The organism is Robinsoniella sp. (assembly GCF_034124845.1).
In genome coordinates, this window is the sequence record NZ_JAWYAJ010000293.1 from 22,201 (window position 1) to 42,100 (window position 19,900).

Genomic DNA, 19,900 nt, shown 5'->3' on the forward strand with positions numbered 1-19,900 from the left:
AATGTCTGAATCTGGAATGCCCAACCCCCGATCTGGAAGACTGGGAAGACATGGTAAATGCTCTGCGACATCCAACCAAAGAAGTAGAAATTGCTCTTGTCGGTAAATATATCCAACTACATGACGCCTATATCAGTGTTGTAGAAGCCCTCAAACATGGTGGGATCGCCAGCCGCGCCACAGTTAACATTCGCTGGATTGATTCAGAATTATTGAATGAAAACAATATTGCAGATCTCCTTGGAGATGTGGATGCTATTTTGGTTCCCGGAGGTTTTGGCAACCGGGGAATTGAAGGAAAAATTATGGCAATTGAATATGCCAGAACCCATAAGGTTCCTTTCCTTGGACTCTGCCTTGGCATGCAGCTTGCTATTGTGGAATTTGCCAGAAATGTGGTTGGTTTTCATGATGCACATAGTATTGAACTGGATTCTTCCACTACCCATCCCGTCATTTCCCTGATGCCGGACCAGGATGGTGTCGAAGATATCGGCGGCACATTAAGGCTGGGTTCTTATCCCTGCATCCTGGACAAGTCTTCCAAGGCATTTGAGCTATATGGGGAAGAAACTATACAGGAACGCCACAGACACCGTTACGAGGTAAATAATGACTACCGTAAGGCATTGACGGACAATGGAGTGACCCTTTCCGGCATTTCACCCGATGGCCGCATTGTGGAAATGGTTGAACTCAAAGATCATCCGTACTTTATTGCCACCCAGGCACATCCGGAGTTGAAGTCCCGTCCAAACAGACCGCATCCGCTCTTTCGCGGATTGGTTGAGGCTGCTTTGCGCCATCAAAAATAAGCACAAACAGCATCTATATAAGGTTCTGCAGCACACAGATCTGTTTGGATTCTTAGAGCCTGGCGATTGTATCAGTATAATGATCCATGTCTGAAACTACATTAATATAGGAAGAAAAAGCCGCACAGCAATTTGGGGCTGCACCCATTAGTGAAACTCTCTGGTCTGACTAACGGGTGCCGTTCCCTTTGCTGTGCGGCTTTCTTATGATCTGTTTGTGCTTATTCTGCTTACTTTATTTTAATTTGTCTGGATGCAGAGTATGCACCATAAACCTTCTCGCCTCTTTCCATGTATCCGCGGATACGGAATCTGTATGAGGTTCCCTTTTTCAGTTTAGTCTTCGTGTAAGCTGTATTTTTACCAGGTTTTGTGGAGATCTTTTTATATTTTCCATTTCCTGTCTTCATGAAGATTTCAATCTTATCTGCCTTAAACTTATTCCAGGATAATTTCACTTTCTTTCCTGACTGTTTCAGGGAAATTGTGGGTTTCACAGGCTGTGTTGCTGTAATCATAGAGTTGGACGCAGATCCGCTGCCAGCACTATTGACTGCAGTTACGCGGTATTTATATTTTGTCGCAGCCTTTTTCTTTTTGTCTACGTAAGAAGTTTTCTTAGTGGTTGTGATTTTCTCCCACTTTAGCTTCGAATAGTTATAGCGGCTGACAATATATGATTTCGCTCCTGTTACTTTTTTCCATGATAATTTAATGCTGTTTGTTGTCTGTTTCGATGCTTTTACACCAGTTACTTTTCCAGGCTCCATCAGCTTCCATTTTGCTTTCAGGGTCACATCACCCTTACAGATATCCGTTGATTTTACCTGTGTATTTCCAAGATACCAGCCAAGGAACTTGTAGCTTCCTTTTTTCGGTGTAGGAAGGTTTCCATAAGGTTTGCCTTCCTGTACTTTGATTTCAGCCGGTATTACATAACCGCCATCTGTATCAAAGATAACTGTGTACTCTTTCACTTCCGGATCTGGTGTTGGTTTCGGTGCTTCTGTAACTATTACAGTGCAGGATGAGGACTTCTGCCCATCTACAGTTGTTGCTGTAATATTGGCTGTTCCTGCTGCTTTCGCTGTTACAACACCTTCATTACTCACACTTGCCACTGCTTCATTGTCCGTAGCCCACACTACTGCTTTATTTGTTGCATTTTCCGGTGTATATACTACTCTTAAAGTAGCCTTTGTTCCGGTCTGCATTGCTGCACTGGATGGGTTAATCTTAATAGATACAACCGGTATCTGCTTCGGAATTACATTTACCGTACAGGCAGCTGTCTTATTTCCATCCGCTGTGGTAACAATGATTTCTGCAATACCTTCTTTTAAGGCTGTAATCTTACCATTTTCAACGCTTGCAACTGTTTCGTTCTTTGATTCCCAGGTAACCGTTTTATTGGTTGCGTTTTCTGGCTGAACACTTTCTTTCACTTCAGTTGATTCACCTACTTCTAAATTAACTGCAGTTGGATCCAGCGTTACGCCGGTTACTTTTACGATTTCACTCTTAACGGTTACTTCACATGTTGCTTTGAAACCGCCATCTTCTGTTGTTACTGTAATGGTTGCTGTTCCGGCTGCAACTGCTGTAACTGTACCACCATCTACGGTAGCAACAGCTTCATTGCTTGAGGACCAGGAAATGTTCTGGTTGGTCGCATTTGTCGGTTGAACAGCTGCTGTCAGTGTCTCTGAATCGTTTGGCTTCATTTCCAGTGCTGCTGGTGATAATGTTACGCCTGTAACTGCTATATCTTTTCTTGATACGCTAACTTTACAAACTGCTGTTTTGTTGTTACTTTCTGTCGTAACTGTGATATTTGCTTTTCCTTCTTTTAATGCAGTTACAACACCTTCCTGGGAAACGGTTGCCACTGCTTCATTATCAGAACTCCAGCTTACATTCTGGTTTGTTGCATTTGATGGTGTAATGCTATGATTCAATTTTTTTGTTGTATCTTCTGTTAACGATAATTCTGCCGGCGCAACGCTGACACTTTCTACTTCCACAATTTCAGGTTCACCGGATTCCACTGTAATCGTAGCAAAATCACTGATGGTACCATTTTCTGCTGATGTAGCTGTAATTGCAGCAGTTCCTACTGCCACACCTGTCACAACACCACCTGCTACCGTTGCTACGCTTTCATTATCAGAAGTCCAGATGATATTCTGGTTAGATGCATTTTCCGGCTGTATTTCTCCATTTAAGGTTACACTTGCTCCTGCTTTAACAGTAGCCTCTTTTGGAGATACTGTAACAGCGCTAACCGGAACCACTACTTCTTCCGTAACGGTTACTGCACATTGTGCCGTTTTGTTTCCATCTGCTGTGGTTACGGTAATGGTTGCATTACCAGGCTTCAGCGCATTCACTACACCGTTTACTACGGTTGCCACTTCTTCATCACTGGAAGACCAGGTAACATTTTTATTTGTTGCATTAGACGGGATTACCGCTGCTGTTAATGTTGCTGACGTTCTTTCTACTAATGTAACTTCATCCGGTGTCAGTCTGACTCCGGTTACTGCTGTTGGGTCTGTGACTGTCTGTCCGGTTTCGTAGAGATAGAATTCTGCTGCACAAATAAAGCTATTTGCCGGTGTACCTGCTGTCTTTGTTGCCCTAATCTGAATTCTTTTTGCACTTACCGGAGTAAACTTAGCTGTTTTTTTGTTTGCATTATTCGCCCATTCGCCACTGCCGCCTTGTATTGGCTGAAAATCACTTCCATCTTCTGTAGTGCTATAATACAAATCGTAACCTAATATTCTGCCATTATCTTGTTGGCGAGTTACATATTCTAATTTATTGATTTGATATAATTTGTCGAGTGTTATTGTAAAACTGTTATTAACACCATTTTCAATATCTGGCTTTGGTTCATGTGTATAAGCACTATGCCATATAGTACTTTCATTTCCATCAACCGCATTAGAAGCCGGACCATCAGTAGCTCCAGGTGTATCACTTTGCTGGCTGTCAGCTACTGCCGTCATTTTATTGGATGCTATCTTGTTGGATGTTTCTTCCCACAAAGCAGTTAATGTTACATCACTCTTCTCAATACGATACTTTGTACCTGCAGCATAAGTATTTTCTCCGTCACTCCATCCTGCAAAGGTCATACCGTCAATTGTAATGCCGCATTCCGGCAATGTAATCGCGCTGCCTTCATACTCTGTAATCGGCTGTGGAAGATCTCCAACACCTTCTTTATTACTTTCAAAAGTTATCGTGTGCTGGTCGCCTAATACCTGGAATGCATCAAATTCCAGTTTTGTCCCTGTACTGGCAGGATTTTTCGTACCTGTTCCGACTAATTTAATGGTATGTTTGGTATCCTCAAGACCTGCTTTTTCATAAACCATCTGTTGCTTCAAACCTTGTGGTGTCGGATCATAGAAGTCAATAGAATCAACTTTTTCTCCGTCAATGTAAACGTCCATGATTCCCCAGGTTGCGTTTTTCGTTGCATACACACGGATGCCTTTACCAGAGAATACAAATGAAATTGTATCTTCTGCACTGCTGGTTTCTACAAAATGAATTCCACCACCGTAATGCGCTGCATCTTTCCAAGTTTGCCATCTGGAACTATAAGTAATCCTGGAATCCGTATCATCTACCATTCCTCTTACCGTAATATCCAGTGCACTGACGGTTTCCGAGTACAGACTTTCCACACCATTTTCTACAGAGGTTATTTTATATCGAACCTTCGTAATATCTTTTACTGGAGTTTTATCTGTGTAGCTTGCTGTTGTCAGTCCTGTCGCAACTTTTTCATAAGAACCTTCTTCTTTACGATATACATTGTAAGTTGCAGTTTCAGATGCTGCCTTATCCCAGGTTAATTCCACACCTGCTGCTCCGGTATAAACTGCTTCCACATTTTCCGGTCCATTTGCAAGTTCCGGGAACTCCGTAATGGTATAGGTTTCACCTTTTGTTGATACAAACTGGATTCTGTCTCTGGACAAGTTTTCAACGTCTACCTCTTCTCCCTTGGAATCCACTACTTTTGCCTGGCTGATTCCGGTATACTGTACCGCACAATCTCCACCATTCTTAGACAGGATCTTCACACTGGTTGCTTTACCGTTTGTCCAGTTAATATCTGTTTCAAAATTTCCTCTTGCTACAATTCCTTTTACGGATCCGCTGGACCATGCATCCGGAAGTGCCGGAAGCACATTGATGTAACCCATATTACTCTGCATTAACATTTCATTAACGCCGGAGGTATAACCAAAGTTACCATCGATCTGGAACGGAGCATGGGAATCAAAAAGGTTTGGATTGATACCATCGTTGAACAGTGTCTTCACTAAATCATAAGCACTGTTTCCCTGTCCTGTTCTTGCCCAGGAATTAATACGCTGACCCATTCCCCATCCGGTACTCTTCATACCACGGTCTTTTAAGGATACGATTGCTGCATCCATATACTGATCATTGTCTACGGAAATCAAATCTCCCGGGAACAGTCCAAGAAGGTGTGACATATGACGATGTCCTCTTTCACCAATACTACCCAGGGTTGTTTCGTTGTACCATTCTTTGATCTGTCCGCTTTCACCGATTTCGATTGGTGCTAATCTGTCCTGAGTATCCTGCCATTTCTGAATCAGAGCCTCATCTTCACCTAAAATCTTACCGCCGATAATTGCATCTTCATATAACTGCCAGATCAGTTCCTGCTCGTATGCATTTCCCAATGTCCTTGGTCCATGCTCCGGAGAATATGTAGGAACAGATACCAGTCTTGTAGATTTCTCACCATTTGGTTTTGTAATCTCAACACCACTGTCCGTTAAAATCTGATCATAGAGCTTTGCTTCTTCTTTCAGCATCGGATATAACTTATCTCTCATGTATTCCACATCGCCGGTGTATTCATAATATTCCCAGCAATTTTGAAGAATCCACGGAACCGCTGCTGGTGACCATCCCCAGGAAAATGCCCATCCCGGACAAGTCCATCCAAATGGTGTATTCTGTGTATGAGCTGTAAATCCATTCTCCGGATTTTCCTCTGTGCTCTCTATTCCCAGATAATCTTTTGCAGTAACACGGCCTGGTTCACGCAATCCATCTACATATTCAATCAATGGTTTTGCACATTCCGCCATATTTGCAGAATAGGTTGGCCAATAATTCATCTGAAGATTTACATTCATGTGGTAATCACTGCCCCAGGGTACACGATTTGCATCGCCTACACGGTTCTGCCATACCCCCTGTAAGTTTGCCGGTAAATCTCCCTCTCTGGAAGACGCAATCGTCATAAAGCGTCCATACTGGTATAAGATAACTTCCAATTGACTTCGCTCTTCTGGTGTGGCAGTTTTTGCCTTATACGCTGCCAGCAGTTCATCAGTTGGCTTAGAGGATACTCCCTGTCCCAGATCCAGGTCTACACGGTCAAAGATATTTGTATAGTCAGCAATGTGATCTGCTTTAACCTGATCATAATTTTTGCCCGCTGCTTTTTCCACTGTTGCTTTTACACTTGCCGCCAGTTCCGCATCGCTCTCTCCGGTACGGTATTTGGGATAAGATGCCATATAATCCGTATCTGCTGATACATAAATTACTACAGAAGAAGCATCTGATACATGGAGAGACTGGTTATCTGCACCCGGCTGAACCTTTCCTTCTGTGACAACTTTCAGCATGGAATTCATTTTCATCTGATTATCCTGCATCTGTCCGGCAGTAACCAGCGTATTGCCTTCTGCTTTATAGGTAACCTCTTTGCCTAATCCACTATTTGTAACGTTTTCTGCATTATCTACCGGGAAACTCACGTCAAATTCTAACTTTTTCGTTCCATCTGCCGTCAATTTCATAGCCAGTACATTATCTGCATAACTAATAAAATATTCTCTGTGGAAATTCGTTCCTTCCAGGGTATAATCTACATTTGCAATTGCATTGGTAAGATCAAGATCCCTCTGATAGTTCTGAACAGGCGTACTATCCGTAACCTCTTTAAAGTCCAGATAAATATCGCCCCAAGACTGATAAGCCCCATAACCATCGGATTCTCCTGTCAATTGATTACACAGATCGGAAGCTTCATCGTTTTTCCCTTCCAGGAAAAGCTGTCCCACCGATTTAAAGACATCTGACATTTTTGCCCCGTTGGATGCCGTCTGTTTATTTCCACCGTCATAATTCGGTCTTTTCGTACTTGGTCCGCCGTTCCATAATGTCTTCTGGTTAAAAGTAAGATGTTCTTTCCCAATTTCACCATACACATTGGCACCCATATAACTGTTGCCAATTGGTAATGTAAGCTGCTGCCAGCGGTCATCTTCCGCTGTTGTTCCAAAACCGCCCCCCCTGCCCGGGATAAGAGTCCCCTGGCTTGCCGGTTTATTGTACCACAATCTGAGTGGATTTCCCTGTTCTGCTGCTTTTGTCTCCGCTTTGGATTCCGCCGCCTGCACATTGAGGACATCTCCTGGAACCACTAGGGATGTTGCAACCATACATGTACTTAAAATACCTGCTATCATCTTCTTCAGTTTCATAGTAATCTCCCTTACAATTCGTTATACAATGAATTAGCGACGCTTTATCTTCCTGGCTCTTAATTTTTCTTCTCCTTTCCTGTTATTTTCATCAACATTCACAAAAAACCACCTCAGATATCTCTTCGCACTATCAAAGCTTGCCTTAATATAACACGGAAAACTATACATTGTAAACATATGAAACCGTTACTATTTTACTTTTATTAGTCAATATTTTATCCATTTTTTGACATGTTTTTTAATTTTTAGTCATATTGTCTAATATTTTATCTATCTTGTCTTTTTTTACTAATCTTTTTTAAACTTTTTACTATAAGGAGTTTTTTAGCAGTTAAAAAATCACCATATAATAATTCAATAGATGTATCTTTTGTGGTTAAAATTCATTTGTACATTCCTGCTATTTTTTATAATTATTTGCCAATTTCTCATGAACCCTTTGCCTTTTTTTCCTGTATAGGTTACAATAGTAATTGTGAGCGTACCAGCTTTCTATGTTTGATTTTATATGCAAGGGAGGTATTAAATGGAATACATAATCCAAACCATTTCTTCAAAAGAAGAGATTGGAAACTGTCCTGTTTTTTATGTGGACCAGTATAACTGGGGTGGTAGCTATCGTCCAAAAACCTATGGGAGTCTGGGATTTATACCCGGAACCGGATTCTTTGTAAAAATGACCTGCGAAGAAACGAATCCGTCCAGGATTTATTTTAATCCCAACGACCCGGTACATCTGGACAGCACGATGGAAGCATTCTTTCAATTTTATCCTGCGGAACGCCCGAATTGCTACATGAACCTTGAAGCAAATTCCAACGGAGCACTCCATGCCAAATATGGAGATGAAAGAAAAAACCGAAAGGTATTTCCAATGGAACTGCATGAAGCCTGTCAGTGTACCGGTACTATATACGAAAACTTCTGGACATTAGAGTTGACAGTACCGCTGGAATTGATCCGGTATGTATACGGTCATTGTGATTTTCAATCTGGGGATACCCTTGCCTGCAATTTTTATAAAATAAAAGAAAGCGAAGGACTGACTCATTTTGGCAGCTATACAAAGATTGAGAATGAAACTCCAAATTTTCATTTGCCACAATTTTTTGCGAAAGCTGTCATTCAGTAAAACTACTAAAGGTTAAGAAAGCAGAGTAACTCTGCTGTAAATAGAAAAGGAGAATAATTATGCAAATAGTAAAAGCAAAAGATTATGATGATATGAGTAGAAAGGCAGCAAATATTATTTCTGCACAGGTAATCATGAAACCTGACTGCGTACTGGGTCTGGCTACCGGCTCAACTCCGATCGGAACTTACAAGCAACTAATCGACTGGTATACCAAAGGTGATCTGGATTTCGAACGTGTCACCAGCGTAAACTTAGATGAATACAAAGGACTTGGCGCAGACAGCGACCAGAGCTACCGCTATTTCATGAACACCAACCTGTTTGGCAGCATCAATATCCGTAAAGAGCGTACATTTGTACCGGATGGTTTAGAACCAGATTCCGATAAAGCATGCTCCATGTACAACCAGATTATTTCTGATGTTGGCGGAATTGACTTACAATTATTAGGCCTTGGTCATAACGGTCATATCGGTTTTAATGAACCAAGCGATAATTTCGAAAAACAGACTCATTGTGTTGACTTAACAGCAAGCACCATTGAAGCCAATACACGTTTCTTTGAAAAAGCAGAAGATGTTCCAAGACAGGCATATACAATGGGAATTCAGACCATTATGCAGGCACGTAAGGTTTTAGTAGTTGTCAGCGGAGCCGACAAAGCTGAAATCCTGAAAAAAGTAGTGGAAGGACCAATCACTCCACAGGTTCCTGCATCCATTCTGCAGCTTCACAACGATGTAACCATTGTGGCAGATGCTGCTGCTTTATCGAAAATTGAAAATGCATAACAGTAATGAAGGGATATAAAATATGATAATAAAAAATGCAAATGTTTTTCACGCAGATGGTTATTTTGAAAAAAAAGACCTCTATATACAAAACGATAAATTTGCTGACAGCGCAGAAACAGAAGATGATGTCATCATCGATGCAGAAGGTATGTATGCGATACCCGGATTGACGGATATCCATTTCCACGGCTGCGTTGGTTATGATTTCTGTGACGGCACAGAAGAAGCCATTCTAAAAATTGCGGAATACCAGTTAAAGAATGGTATCACTACCATTGTGCCTGCCACGATGACATTTGACGAACCACGCCTTGAAAAAATCTGCAGGACTGCCGCTGCATACGAGAGTAAATCCGGCGCCATCCTGTGCGGCATTAATATGGAAGGTCCATTTATTGCATGCAAGAAAAAAGGTGCTCAAAATGGGAAATATATACACAAACCCGATGTGGAAATGTTCCGCCGTCTTCAGTCTGCATCCGGGAACCTTGTAAAACTGGTCGATATCGCGCCGGAAGAAGAAGGATCCATGGAATTTATCGATGCATTAAAGGATGAGGTTGGAATCTCCATCGCCCATACAACAGCGGATTATGATATTGCTAATGAAGCATACAACAGAGGTGCCAGACACGCAACCCATCTCTACAATGCAATGCCTCCATTCTCCCATCGTGAACCCGGAGTCATCGGAGCAGCATGCGATCATGACAACTGCCGTGTAGAATTGATCTGTGACGGTATTCATATCCATCCTTCAGTAGTCAGAACCACATTTAAAATGTTTGGCGATGACCGTGTAATCTTAATCAGCGACAGCATGATGGCTACCGGACTTACAGACGGTGACTATTCACTGGGCGGACAGCCTGTAAAAGTAGTTGGAAACCTGGCTACTTTGGAAAGCGGCACCATTGCCGGTTCCGCCACCAATCTGATGGACTGTGTCCGCACAGCCGTTAAGGAAATGGGCATCCCTCTCGCAAGTGCGGTCAAATGTGCCGCAGTAAACTCGGCTAAATCTGTAGAGATCTACGATCAATACGGCAGTCTGGAAACAGGTAAGATTGCGAATATGGTGCTCTTGGATAAAGACCTCAATATTGAGAAGGTATTGTTAAGAGGGAAAGAAGTTTAAGTAATTGTAGAAAATAATTGATTGTGAGCAGTTATTATTGAACTGCATTCTAAAAAAGAAAGATCAGCAAAGAAATGTAAGGAACGTTTCTCTGCTGATCTTTCATTATATAAACGTATTTTAATACAAACTGGAATATACGGAACCATTCGCCAGACCGCCCCGTTTATAATATCCCAGCTCACTGACCGTCACCATCTGATACCCTCTGTTTAACAATTCAGGAATGATGATTTCCGCTGCCGCCACAGTCGGAAGATGAATGTCATGCATCAGGATAATATCTCCGTCTCTTACATAGTTCAACACTGCGTTAACCGTACTCTGGGTGTTTTTTGTTTCCCAGTCTCTGGTATCAATAGACCACAGAATCACAGGGGTTCCCGCCAATGCGTTTACCGAAGCATTGTATGATCCGTATGGCGGCCGTAAAAGCGTTGCATTATGACCTGTTATGTTTCGGATGCTGGTATTGGTGCTGTTAATCTGGGCGGATATCTGGCTGTCTGCAATCCTGGTCAGCTGAGGGTGGTTATAGGTATGATTGCCAATCTCACATTTTAACTGGTATTGCCTTCTTACAGCATTGGGATAAACCGGCACACTCTGACCTACCAGGAAAAAGGTTGCCCGCACCTTGTTTCTTTCTATACAATCCAGAAGCCTTTCGGTATATGGACCCGGACCATCATCAAAGGTCAGGGCAACCATCGGTTTCTGCGGATCTATTTTAGGCGTTACTTTCGCTTTAGGATCGTATACTCCATTATTTTTAAAATGATACCATTGTCCATCAATAAAAGCATCCCCTGTGGTCCTTGTCCCATCTTGCCGGAGATAATATTTCTTGCCCTTGTGTTTGAGCCAGCCTTTTGCCATTTTACCATCTTTTCCAAAGTAATACTTATTTCTATGCCAGGTAAACCATCCGGTACGTATAACACCTGTCCTGGTATTGGCATAATACTGCCCGTTCTTATACGAAAACCAGCCCGTCTGCAGTTCCCCTTTTTTATTCAGAAAATATCGGTAATTGCGGTACTTTTTCCAACCGGATACACGAAAACCCTCTTTATTAAAATAATAGATTTTGCCTTTCACGTTTATCCACTGGCTGGATGCATAAGTTCCATTCAGGAAACGGAACTTATACCTTCCTGCCGATTTTATCCATTTCCCATTTCTACGGCCTGCCTTTAAGACATTTTTCAGCTGGGTCTGCCCACGCCTCCCATTCGTTTGAGATTTTGCCGATGCCCCTGTTGAAGGCAGCATGGCAAATACCATAATAAAAAGAAATGCCCATACCCATCTCTTTTTTCCACACTTCATAACCTTCCCTTCTCTCTTTGATTCTTATCCTCTATTCCAATATCTTTTGATTCTTAACACTCTTTACTTAACACTTTGATACTTCCGATAACATCCGATTGCAATAGCGCCTTCTCCAATATGGCAGGACACACTCAGCGACAATGGATCCATACGGACCGGAATCTCCGGAAAAGCTTCTTCAATTTCCTGTTTCCAGATCAGCGCCTCTTCCAGATTACCGGAATATGCGGCACCAAATTCCATATTTCCCTGCTGTGCATATTCTTTAAATCTGGAGGACATATCTTCTTTTACGGCATCCAGAATGGTTTTCTTAGCCTTTACTTTACCGCGTACCTTTGCGTAAGCATCCAGCTTCGCCCCCTGTATCTGCAATACCGGCTTAATATTCAGAATCGTTCCAACCGTTGCCGCTGCTGGAGTGATGCGCCCTCCTTTTTTCAGATATTCCAGGGTTTCCACTGTGATATAGATACTGGCATCCAATGCCATCTCTTCTAATTTTGTTTTAATCTCTAACGCATTCAAACCATCCTCTGCCATCATCATTGCATCCATAACCGATTGATACTGGGTTACCGAAATCCTCTGATTGTTTACAACCTGTACTTTACCGTCAAATGCCATGGACAGACTCATCGCATTTTCACAAGAGGAACTTAATCCGCTGGACATGGGGATGTGAACAATCTCTTCATATTCTTCCAGTAAGTGTTCCCACAAATCCGTAAGATCCCCCGGCGACGGCTGGGATGTGCTGATATCCGCTCCGGAAGCCAGTTTCTGGTAGAACTCATCCTGACTCAGTGTAATATCCTCCATAAACATCTCACCATTGATAAAGAAAGGCATTGGAACTACAAATATTCCTAATTCTTTTGCCTTATTCTGTGTTATCCCACTATTACTATCGGTAACAATAGCTGTTTTTTTCATATTCATATCTTCCTTTTTCTGCATTTTAACGATTTTAGACATCATTGTTATTGTATCTAATATTGGCTTATATTACAACATTTATTTAGACTTTTTTACTATATCTAGTATATTTTCACATAGTTTTAAATACTACATAACAATATATATCCCTCATGCAAAATAGTACGGAAAATTTTGTTTCATCATATAAGATAAGCCGTATCCGATCGCAGTTACAATTTTTTGTAATCTGCTCCGGATACGGCTTACAATATTATACGTACTGGCAATTGACGCACAGGCTTATGCGTGGGGGATATTTGTATATTCCGATATCTCCCTGCTGATCGTGCATAAATCACTGATATCCATATCATGCAGATTCTCATGGCCGGTAATTCTGGAAAATGTTTTCAGTTCTTTAAAACTGCAGTTCAGGAAATTTGCCACACGTTTTGCCGATAAGTCTACTTTCAGGCGTTTCCGAAGTTCCGGATCCTGGGTTGCCACACCTACCGGACAATTGCCGCTGCCGCAGATACGGTATTGCTGGCATGCTGCTGCAATTAAACCTGCGGAAGCAACTGCAACTGCATCCGCTCCCATAGCAATTGCCTTGGCAAAATCAGAAGATACACGCAGACCGCCTGTAATCACGAGGTCAATGTCTGCTCCGGCCTCATCCAGATATTTTCTGGCACGATGTAATGCATAAATCGTCGGAACGCTGGTTGCATCCCGAACAATCTTCGGACTGGCGCCGGTAGCACCGCCACGCCCGTCAATTGTGATGAAATCAGGCTTTGCAAACACACAGTATTCCAGATCCTTTTCAATTCTTCCCGCTGCAATCTTAATGCCGATCGGTCTTCCCTCAGATGCATAGCGAAGCTGTTCCACGATATCCCGCAGATCCTCTTTTGAATTAATAGCTTCCAATTTTGACGGGCTGATTACAGCCTGCCCTAGAGTCTTGTTCCGGAGCTTCGATCTTTCCGGGGTCACCTTGCCGCCCGGCAGATGACCGCCCATTCCCGGCTTCGTTCCCTGTCCGATCTTAATTTCAATTGCATCCGCATTTCTTAAATTTTCCGGAGTCACGCTGTAATGATTCGGAACATATTCAAAAATGTATTTATACGCTGCATCCATTTCCTCCGGAAGAATACCGCCCTCACCGCTGCACATTGCGGTCTTTGCCATGGCGCTTCCCTTGGACAATGCAACTTTTACCTCTTTTGAAAGTGCGCCAAAAGACATGTGGGAAATATATACCGGGCCTTCCAAAACCATCGGCTTCTTCGCATGCTTTCCGATTACCGTAGTGATATCTACCGGGGCATGTTCATCCAGCGGCGGGGGATTAAGCTGTGCGCCCAGGATCAGAATATCATCCCAGTCTGGCATTGGCATTCTTGTGCCCATGGCTTCAATGATAGGTTCGCCCGTCACTGCCATCTGATGTATCTCACTCATAAACCGGCTTTTCGGGTCTTTCCTGACATATTCTCTTGGATATGCAAGGGAATTGTCTTCCTCTGCTTCGGCTGACTGAGCATTTTCTGCTTCTGCCGCCTGCACACTTACAGCTGCCTCAGCCTTACCGATTTCGGAAGCCTTCTGTGAATTTCCTGCGCCTAATTCCTCAAACACATTTAACGGATTCTTACAAATGGGACATTCCTTCAATTCCGTAAAAGGCGCCCCTTCTTTTTCTTCATCATAAATATATCCGCAGATACTGCATTTAAACTTTGACATACTCTTCACGCTGCCTTTCTTCTTCTCACCGGAACCTGCGTTCAGATCCCCGCTTCTGTCAAAATAAACGGTATGTAACATTTCTTCTGCAAGCTCACTTAAAGGCTCACCATAGAAGTCCTCATATAATTTAACAATCTCTTCATTTCTATGGCTTAAGCGTAGTTTCATGCTCTTGTCTCTGTCATATAGACTCTTGATGCGTTTCTCTCTTAAAGTATCACCCAGCCATTTTGTATCCTTTGGCTGTCCGCCTCCGCCTATGCAGCCTCCCGGACAGGTCATTACTTCCACAAAATGATAATCCGCCTCTCCAGCTTTTATTTTCTCCATAAGTATCTTTGCATTAGCCGTCCCGTATACAACCGCCACCCTGACATCCAGATCTCCGATCCTGACGCTGGCCTCCTTGATTCCCTGCAATCCTCTGACTGGCTCCAGGTCATACAGTTCCTGAGGCGCTTCTTCGTGAGTTATAAAATGATAGGCTGTCCGTACAGCCGCCTCCATAACGCCGCCGGTATTACCGAAAATAACGCCTGCGCCGGACGCTTCCCCCATAAAATCATCATAGTCCGAGCCTTCAAGAGAAATAAAGTCAACCGCTTCTTCTCTTGCCCATTTAGCCAGTTCCCTGGTAGTGATCACATAATCCATATCCCGCATGCCATCTATACCCAGGTACCTGGATGCCGCGTTCATTTCTTCCCTGCGGATTTCAAACTTCTTTGCCGTACAGGGCGTTACCGCAACATTGACAATTTTTTCAGGGTCAATCCCCATCTTCTTTGCAAAATAAGTCTTTATGGTCGGTCCCTGCATTCCAATTGGGCTTTTTGCCGTAGAGATATGATTCCTCATATCCGGATAGTAGGTTTCCACGAACTTCACCCAAGCCGGACAGCAGCTGGTAAACTGTGGCAGCGGCTTATTTGCTTTTGTCACACGTTCTACCAGTTCGCTGGCTTCTTCCATAATCGTAAGGTCTGCCGCAAAGTTGGTATCCAGAACATAATCCGCTCCCAGCCTGCGAATGAGTGAAACCATTTGCTCCTGGACAAAACTGCCCTCTTCCATTCCAAACTCCTCACCAAGTGCCGCTCTTACTGACGGAGAAGTACTGAAAATCACGATCTTATCTTCTGCCTTTATTGCTTCACGAACCTGACCATATTCATAGACTTCCGTAATACTATCTACCGGACAGACATTGGCACACTGACCACAGTGAATGCAAATGGGTATATCCCCTGTTTTCCCCAGATCATAGGTACCTGCAACCCCAATGTCCTTTGTACAGACCTGCCTGCACTGTCCGCATTTGATACATTTGTCCTCATGACGCTGAATAGATGGATTACCGGGTTCAATGGGAACCCGGATGTCTGTAAACTGATGTTTGCTCATTTGTACTTTTCCTTTCACGCTCTAAAATTAGTAATGATTACTATTATCAATTATAGGACATTTTCCATCTTCTGTCAACGAAATTTTATCCGATTCTTTTACCACACTGGCCGCAGAATTTAGCGTCTGTCTCCACATCAGTGCCGCAGTCGGGGCATCTCCTGCCTTCGGTTTTTAATTTTGCACCGCATTCCTTGCAGAAAAGATGATCACCCGGATTTTTTGCACCGCACCCTGCACAGACGGTACCTGCTTCTTCCCCGCACTCTTCTTCCTCAGCTTCTTCCCTGCCTTTTTTACCCGACTGAAGGTCAAACAGCTCTTCTTCAGCTGCCTGGCGCTGTCTTCTGGCTTCTAAAAGCTTATTAAGATCCTCCGGAAAACGAATTTCACCATCCTGTTCCAAAGCTTTTTTACCCACTTCTTTATAAATCTCATCTTCTTTTGCTTTAAGCTTCTTAATGTCGCTCTGCAGCTGGAACGCTCTGATACATGGATCATCCTCCGGCATCAATTCTGATAAGCCTTTCATTAAACTGCTGAATATATCTCCTGTCATTTTGTTTACCTCCGTATTATTATCTATTCTTTTGGTTTCCGTGCTTCTAACGACTGATTTCTCAAACCGTTACCTGAATTATACCATAAGTAGTTTCATTATCAAATATTTGTCTGTAATTTTAATGAAAAACTAATATTTTTTATTTTATTTTGAGATACAAGGGATGTAAAATGATTTTCCTGCCTGCCTTACAGAAGAAATATTCCTTTGTCACATCACTTTTGGAAAAACTATATTTAATTGGAAAAACTATATTTATTAAGATGGCAAGCTCATAGTAGAAAATGCTCCTTTGTCACATACGGGATATCCGGGAATATATTATATTGAGGTGATAAATTTTCAAACACGCCTTAACAGCTGTCACCATCCTGATTTGAATGCCTGCAAAGGCAGGCAGATGGGAGTTTTAATATGTCAATCATGTTTCCGCTTTTGATTGGTATCGCAGTCAATCTGGATAACTTTGTTATCGGAATGAATATGGGGATACGCGGTCAGAAGCTTACCATATTTTCTAACTTTCTGATAGGTCTGACTACCGGAGTCTGCGCTTTCGGTTCAACCTATGCCGCCAGGTTAATTTCCGGAAACTTCCTGGTATATACAAATTTTATAGGTGCTGTAATTATGATTTTCTTTGGTTACTTCTGCCTGATCAAAGATTCGATTCCCAAAAATACCACAGATATGGAAAAGGAAACAGATTTCTGCGCACCCTGTATGCAGGAGACTGTCTTTCTGGGGTTTGTACTTGCAATCAACTGTATTCCCCCTTCTTTCAGTGCCGGCGTTATGAATATGTCTCCACTGTATATAGCATTTTTCGCAGCTTTGTTTTCCTGTGTTTCTATGCACGTGAGCAACCGTTTAGGATACCGGCTGCTTCATTTCCGGTTTATTAAAATGTTATCTCCTGCTTCCTCCATTTTGTTAATTGCAATCGGTATTATCGAATTGATTGTATAGCATTTGTGTGTGAAGCATTGAAAAGAGCAGAGAATTTTAATCATCTCTGCTCTTTTCGATACTCTGATTACTTCCTGATTGTAGTTTTGATTTGTTGTAGAACCTGCCTGAAAGAACTGCAGCAATGATAATTGCCATACCAAATGATGATTGCCATAACTCCGCAGATTACCACCGCCGTTAAAAATAATTCCGGTGGAATTATTTTAAGGAAATTTAATGTCAGAGCAATTACTATGATCGTTCCATTGATTACACCATATCTTTGCATATATCCACCTCCGGGACCCTGCCTGAAAATTTATTTCATAACACCTTAATCATCTATATTTCCTGCTTTTCACAGATCCGGAAACTGATTATCACCGATATAACGGTCAGAATGCACACAAAAACAAATACACCTGCTGTAATGTAATACCCGTTATTCATAACAAACTGAAAAATATCCTGGTAGGAACCAATCTTTTCCTGTGTGGTGGTAAACAACAGGGCAACCAGACCGGCTGCCAGTATCGGCATAACGCCAATAAGGCTTCTCCCTTTTGCGATTCCCACTTTATATACCAGCGGATACATGAGCAGACATGCCGTTATATCCAGCATGACCCCGCAGACAAATAATCCGGCATCCAGACCGGTAATGGGTATCCCGAATACCTTGCAGATAACTGCGATTAACAATCCTCCCACCATTTGCCCAAGCGCACTGGCGAATAAAAACAGGTATCTTCCAGACACCATATTTTTCACCGTAGCCGGAAGTGATAAATAAAATATCTTGATCTTCTGGCTTTCTTCTCCCAAAAACGGTGTCATTGCCAATGTTGGAAAAAGAAAAATCAGCATAAATCCCCCCATAACAAAGGAACCCTGCACGATCACGAACAAAAGAACCGCAAGTGGATAAAAGAAAATAATTTTATTTACCGTTGCCAATGTTCCAAAATCCATTTTTAAAAAACGTATTGTATTTCCTGTCATTTTTTTCTCACCCCCTGAATATAAAAGACGATAATCTGCTCTATACTTGGCTTTTCTACAAGAAAATCCTTACGAATATACTCCAGCTGTTCCGTTTCCAAAAGACCTTCAAACCCAATCTGGGTTTTCTTCGCACCAATCAGTCTTTTTTCCAGATCTGCCGTCAATTCCTCCAAACCACCTTTGATCACCACATACCTGTCCAGGATTTCATCCTTGGTGTCAAAGAATACTTTACGGCCCTGATTCAAAAAGAAAATATAATCTGCCACCTGATCCAGATCGCTCATAATATGGGTGGAAAGCAATACACTGCGTTCTCCATCTTCAATGTATTCCTGCAGTTCTTCCAGAATCTCCGTGCGGATGACCGGATCCAGCCCGCTTGTGGCTTCATCCATAATCAAGATTTTTGTCTCTCTGGACAATACGCATGCAAACATGATACGGACCTTCATTCCTTTGGAAAACTCTTTTATTTTCTGGTTCTTTGGAAGATTCCATTTGGCGAGATAGTCATAAAATACTTTCTTTTGAAATGACGGATAAAATCCAGCCAGCATTGCCGCCAGTTTTACGGCAGTATATTCACCCGGAAGATAACATTCATCCGCAATATAGCCAATCTGGTCTTTATATTTTATTTCATCTTCCTCAAAGGTAATGCCGTTTACCTTAATCATACCCGTTTCATGTTTTAACTGTTCCATAATCAGCTTAATCGTCGTGGTCTTTCCTGCCCCGTTCTGTCCTACATATCCGCAGATATAACCCGCCGGAATCTGAAAGCTGATGTCATTCAGGTGGAATCCACCTCTTTGTTTGGACAACCCTTCTACTTCTAATATGTTCATACCTTTCACTCCTCATGTAATAATGCTTCTAAGATATTTACCAACTCGTCATTTTGAATCTGCGCATAACGCGCATTTTCAATCGCTGTTTCAAATGCCTGCTCAATCCTTTTCAGATACTGCTCCCGGACCATCTCATTATCCCTTGGCAGTACAACGCTGCCCTTGCCCTGCCTGGCAGCAATAAATCCCTCCTGTTCTAATTCGCTGTATGCCCTGGTCGTGGTGATAACACTGATCCCCAGGTTCTTCGCCAGCTGACGGATGGAGGGAAGCGTCTCTCCTTCCGGAATTGTTCCATTCATAATTTGCTCTTTTATCTGCTCTTTTATCTGTACATATATCGGCAGCTCTGACTGGTTTGAAACGATTACTTTCAAACGATCACTCCTTATCAATATTGATATTATAGTATATACTGTATATATATCATTATATACAGTTATTGTTTTTTGTCAATAGAAAAATAAAAATACCGCATCCTTTCGGACAATGTCATGAAGTTAACACTGTCCTTTCGGTGCGGTACATTTTTTCTGTTATTCGATTTTGTCACATTATACTGCAAATAAGTCATTAAATGCTTCACTCATAGTTGGATGGGTGTAAATCTGATCCCTTAAAATCTGATAATCCAGATCCGCATCCTTGGCAAGCTTAATCAAGTT

At 42.2% G+C, this 19,900-nt stretch carries 14 protein-coding genes and 1 pseudogene; 5 read left to right on the forward strand and 10 right to left on the reverse strand.

What is annotated here, in order from left to right:
- The coding region (locus tag ACH2DQ_RS14575) for a CTP synthase (protein WP_395027235.1) at positions 1-815 on the forward strand (815 nt) is incomplete at its 5' end.
- Positions 816-1,045: 230 nt separating this feature from the next.
- On the opposite strand, the gene ACH2DQ_RS14580 is transcribed toward ACH2DQ_RS14575, so the two are convergent.
- Complete coding sequence (locus ACH2DQ_RS14580; protein ID WP_394913814.1) at positions 1,046-7,372, reverse strand: glycosyl hydrolase family 95 catalytic domain-containing protein; 6,327 nt, start codon at positions 7,370-7,372, stop codon at positions 1,046-1,048.
- A 529-nt stretch (positions 7,373-7,901) separates the two neighbouring features.
- Between ACH2DQ_RS14580 and ACH2DQ_RS14585 the strand changes: the two genes are divergently transcribed.
- Genes ACH2DQ_RS14585 through nagA form a run of 3 tightly spaced genes read left to right on the forward strand, consistent with a single transcriptional unit; the run spans position 7,902 to position 10,442 of the window.
- Positions 7,902-8,507 (forward strand): carbohydrate-binding family 9-like protein, encoded by a 606-nt coding sequence (locus ACH2DQ_RS14585; RefSeq protein WP_394913813.1) that lies wholly within the window; start codon positions 7,902-7,904, stop codon positions 8,505-8,507.
- A gap of 59 nt (positions 8,508-8,566) precedes the next feature.
- The gene (nagB, locus tag ACH2DQ_RS14590) at positions 8,567-9,301 is read left to right on the forward strand and encodes a glucosamine-6-phosphate deaminase (RefSeq protein WP_394913812.1); all 735 of its coding nucleotides are present in this window, start codon (positions 8,567-8,569) and stop codon (positions 9,299-9,301) included.
- A 22-nt stretch (positions 9,302-9,323) separates the two neighbouring features.
- Positions 9,324-10,442, forward strand: a complete 1,119-nt coding sequence (gene nagA, locus ACH2DQ_RS14595; RefSeq protein WP_394913811.1) for an N-acetylglucosamine-6-phosphate deacetylase — start codon at positions 9,324-9,326, stop codon at positions 10,440-10,442.
- 120 nt (positions 10,443-10,562) lie between these two features.
- Here nagA and ACH2DQ_RS14600 read toward each other — a convergent pair whose 3' ends face one another.
- The 5 genes and pseudogenes from ACH2DQ_RS14600 to ACH2DQ_RS14620 form a co-directional block, all read right to left on the reverse strand.
- Positions 10,563-11,774: a polysaccharide deacetylase family protein gene (locus ACH2DQ_RS14600; RefSeq protein ID WP_394913810.1), complete on the reverse strand. Its 1,212-nt coding sequence runs from the start codon at positions 11,772-11,774 to the stop codon at positions 10,563-10,565.
- A gap of 63 nt (positions 11,775-11,837) precedes the next feature.
- A complete protein-coding gene (locus ACH2DQ_RS14605) occupies positions 11,838-12,713 on the reverse strand; it encodes a DegV family protein (RefSeq protein WP_394913809.1) in 876 nt (291 codons plus the stop codon).
- A gap of 285 nt (positions 12,714-12,998) precedes the next feature.
- A complete protein-coding gene (locus ACH2DQ_RS14610; protein ID WP_395027242.1) occupies positions 12,999-14,456 on the reverse strand; it encodes a glutamate synthase-related protein in 1,458 nt (485 codons plus the stop codon).
- A 66-nt stretch (positions 14,457-14,522) separates the two neighbouring features.
- Positions 14,523-15,863, reverse strand: a pseudogene (locus ACH2DQ_RS14615) ([FeFe] hydrogenase, group A); the annotation flags it as partial.
- Positions 15,864-15,948: 85 nt separating this feature from the next.
- Entirely contained in the window at positions 15,949-16,422 is a 474-nt protein-coding gene (locus tag ACH2DQ_RS14620; RefSeq protein WP_394913808.1) for a zinc ribbon domain-containing protein, read from the reverse strand.
- Positions 16,423-16,839: 417 nt separating this feature from the next.
- Between ACH2DQ_RS14620 and ACH2DQ_RS14625 the strand changes: the two genes are divergently transcribed.
- Positions 16,840-17,394: a manganese efflux pump MntP family protein gene (locus ACH2DQ_RS14625; RefSeq protein ID WP_394913807.1), complete on the forward strand. Its 555-nt coding sequence runs from the start codon at positions 16,840-16,842 to the stop codon at positions 17,392-17,394.
- 67 nt (positions 17,395-17,461) lie between these two features.
- Here the strand turns inward: ACH2DQ_RS14625 and ACH2DQ_RS14630 are convergent, their stop codons facing one another.
- Genes ACH2DQ_RS14630 through ACH2DQ_RS14645 form a run of 4 tightly spaced genes read right to left on the reverse strand, consistent with a single transcriptional unit; the run spans position 17,462 to position 19,612 of the window.
- On the reverse strand, positions 17,462-17,665 hold the full coding sequence (locus tag ACH2DQ_RS14630) for a hypothetical protein (RefSeq protein ID WP_394913806.1): 204 nt from the start codon (positions 17,663-17,665) through the stop codon (positions 17,462-17,464).
- A gap of 53 nt (positions 17,666-17,718) precedes the next feature.
- Positions 17,719-18,378, reverse strand: a complete 660-nt coding sequence (locus ACH2DQ_RS14635; RefSeq protein WP_394913805.1) for an ABC-2 transporter permease — start codon at positions 18,376-18,378, stop codon at positions 17,719-17,721.
- Entirely contained in the window at positions 18,375-19,232 is an 858-nt protein-coding gene (locus ACH2DQ_RS14640; protein WP_394913804.1) for an ABC transporter ATP-binding protein, read from the reverse strand. The genes ACH2DQ_RS14635 and ACH2DQ_RS14640 overlap by 4 nt, the downstream gene beginning before the upstream one ends.
- A 5-nt stretch (positions 19,233-19,237) precedes the next feature.
- Positions 19,238-19,612, reverse strand: coding sequence for a GntR family transcriptional regulator (locus ACH2DQ_RS14645; protein ID WP_394913803.1), 375 nt, complete (start codon positions 19,610-19,612; stop codon positions 19,238-19,240).
- Between the last annotated feature and the right edge of the window lie 288 nt (positions 19,613-19,900).

What these genes read in the sequence shown, in the direction of transcription:
- nagB (WP_394913812.1), top strand. Translation starts at nt 8,567, where the DNA reads ATGCAAATAGTAAAAGCAAAAGATTATGATGATATGAGTAGAAAGGCA.
- nagA (WP_394913811.1), top strand. Translation starts at nt 9,324, where the DNA reads ATGATAATAAAAAATGCAAATGTTTTTCACGCAGATGGTTATTTTGAA.
- ACH2DQ_RS14640 (WP_394913804.1), bottom strand. Translation starts at nt 19,232, where the DNA reads ATGAACATATTAGAAGTAGAAGGGTTGTCCAAACAAAGAGGTGGATTC.
- ACH2DQ_RS14625 (WP_394913807.1), top strand. Translation starts at nt 16,840, where the DNA reads ATGTCAATCATGTTTCCGCTTTTGATTGGTATCGCAGTCAATCTGGAT.
- ACH2DQ_RS14585 (WP_394913813.1), top strand. Translation starts at nt 7,902, where the DNA reads ATGGAATACATAATCCAAACCATTTCTTCAAAAGAAGAGATTGGAAAC.
- ACH2DQ_RS14635 (WP_394913805.1), bottom strand. Translation starts at nt 18,378, where the DNA reads ATGACAGGAAATACAATACGTTTTTTAAAAATGGATTTTGGAACATTG.
- ACH2DQ_RS14630 (WP_394913806.1), bottom strand. Translation starts at nt 17,665, where the DNA reads ATGCAAAGATATGGTGTAATCAATGGAACGATCATAGTAATTGCTCTG.
- ACH2DQ_RS14600 (WP_394913810.1), bottom strand. Translation starts at nt 11,774, where the DNA reads ATGAAGTGTGGAAAAAAGAGATGGGTATGGGCATTTCTTTTTATTATG.
- ACH2DQ_RS14620 (WP_394913808.1), bottom strand. Translation starts at nt 16,422, where the DNA reads ATGACAGGAGATATATTCAGCAGTTTAATGAAAGGCTTATCAGAATTG.
- ACH2DQ_RS14580 (WP_394913814.1), bottom strand. Translation starts at nt 7,372, where the DNA reads ATGAAACTGAAGAAGATGATAGCAGGTATTTTAAGTACATGTATGGTT.
- ACH2DQ_RS14605 (WP_394913809.1), bottom strand. Translation starts at nt 12,713, where the DNA reads ATGAAAAAAACAGCTATTGTTACCGATAGTAATAGTGGGATAACACAG.
- ACH2DQ_RS14610 (WP_395027242.1), bottom strand. Translation starts at nt 14,456, where the DNA reads ATGTCAAAGTTTAAATGCAGTATCTGCGGATATATTTATGATGAAGAA.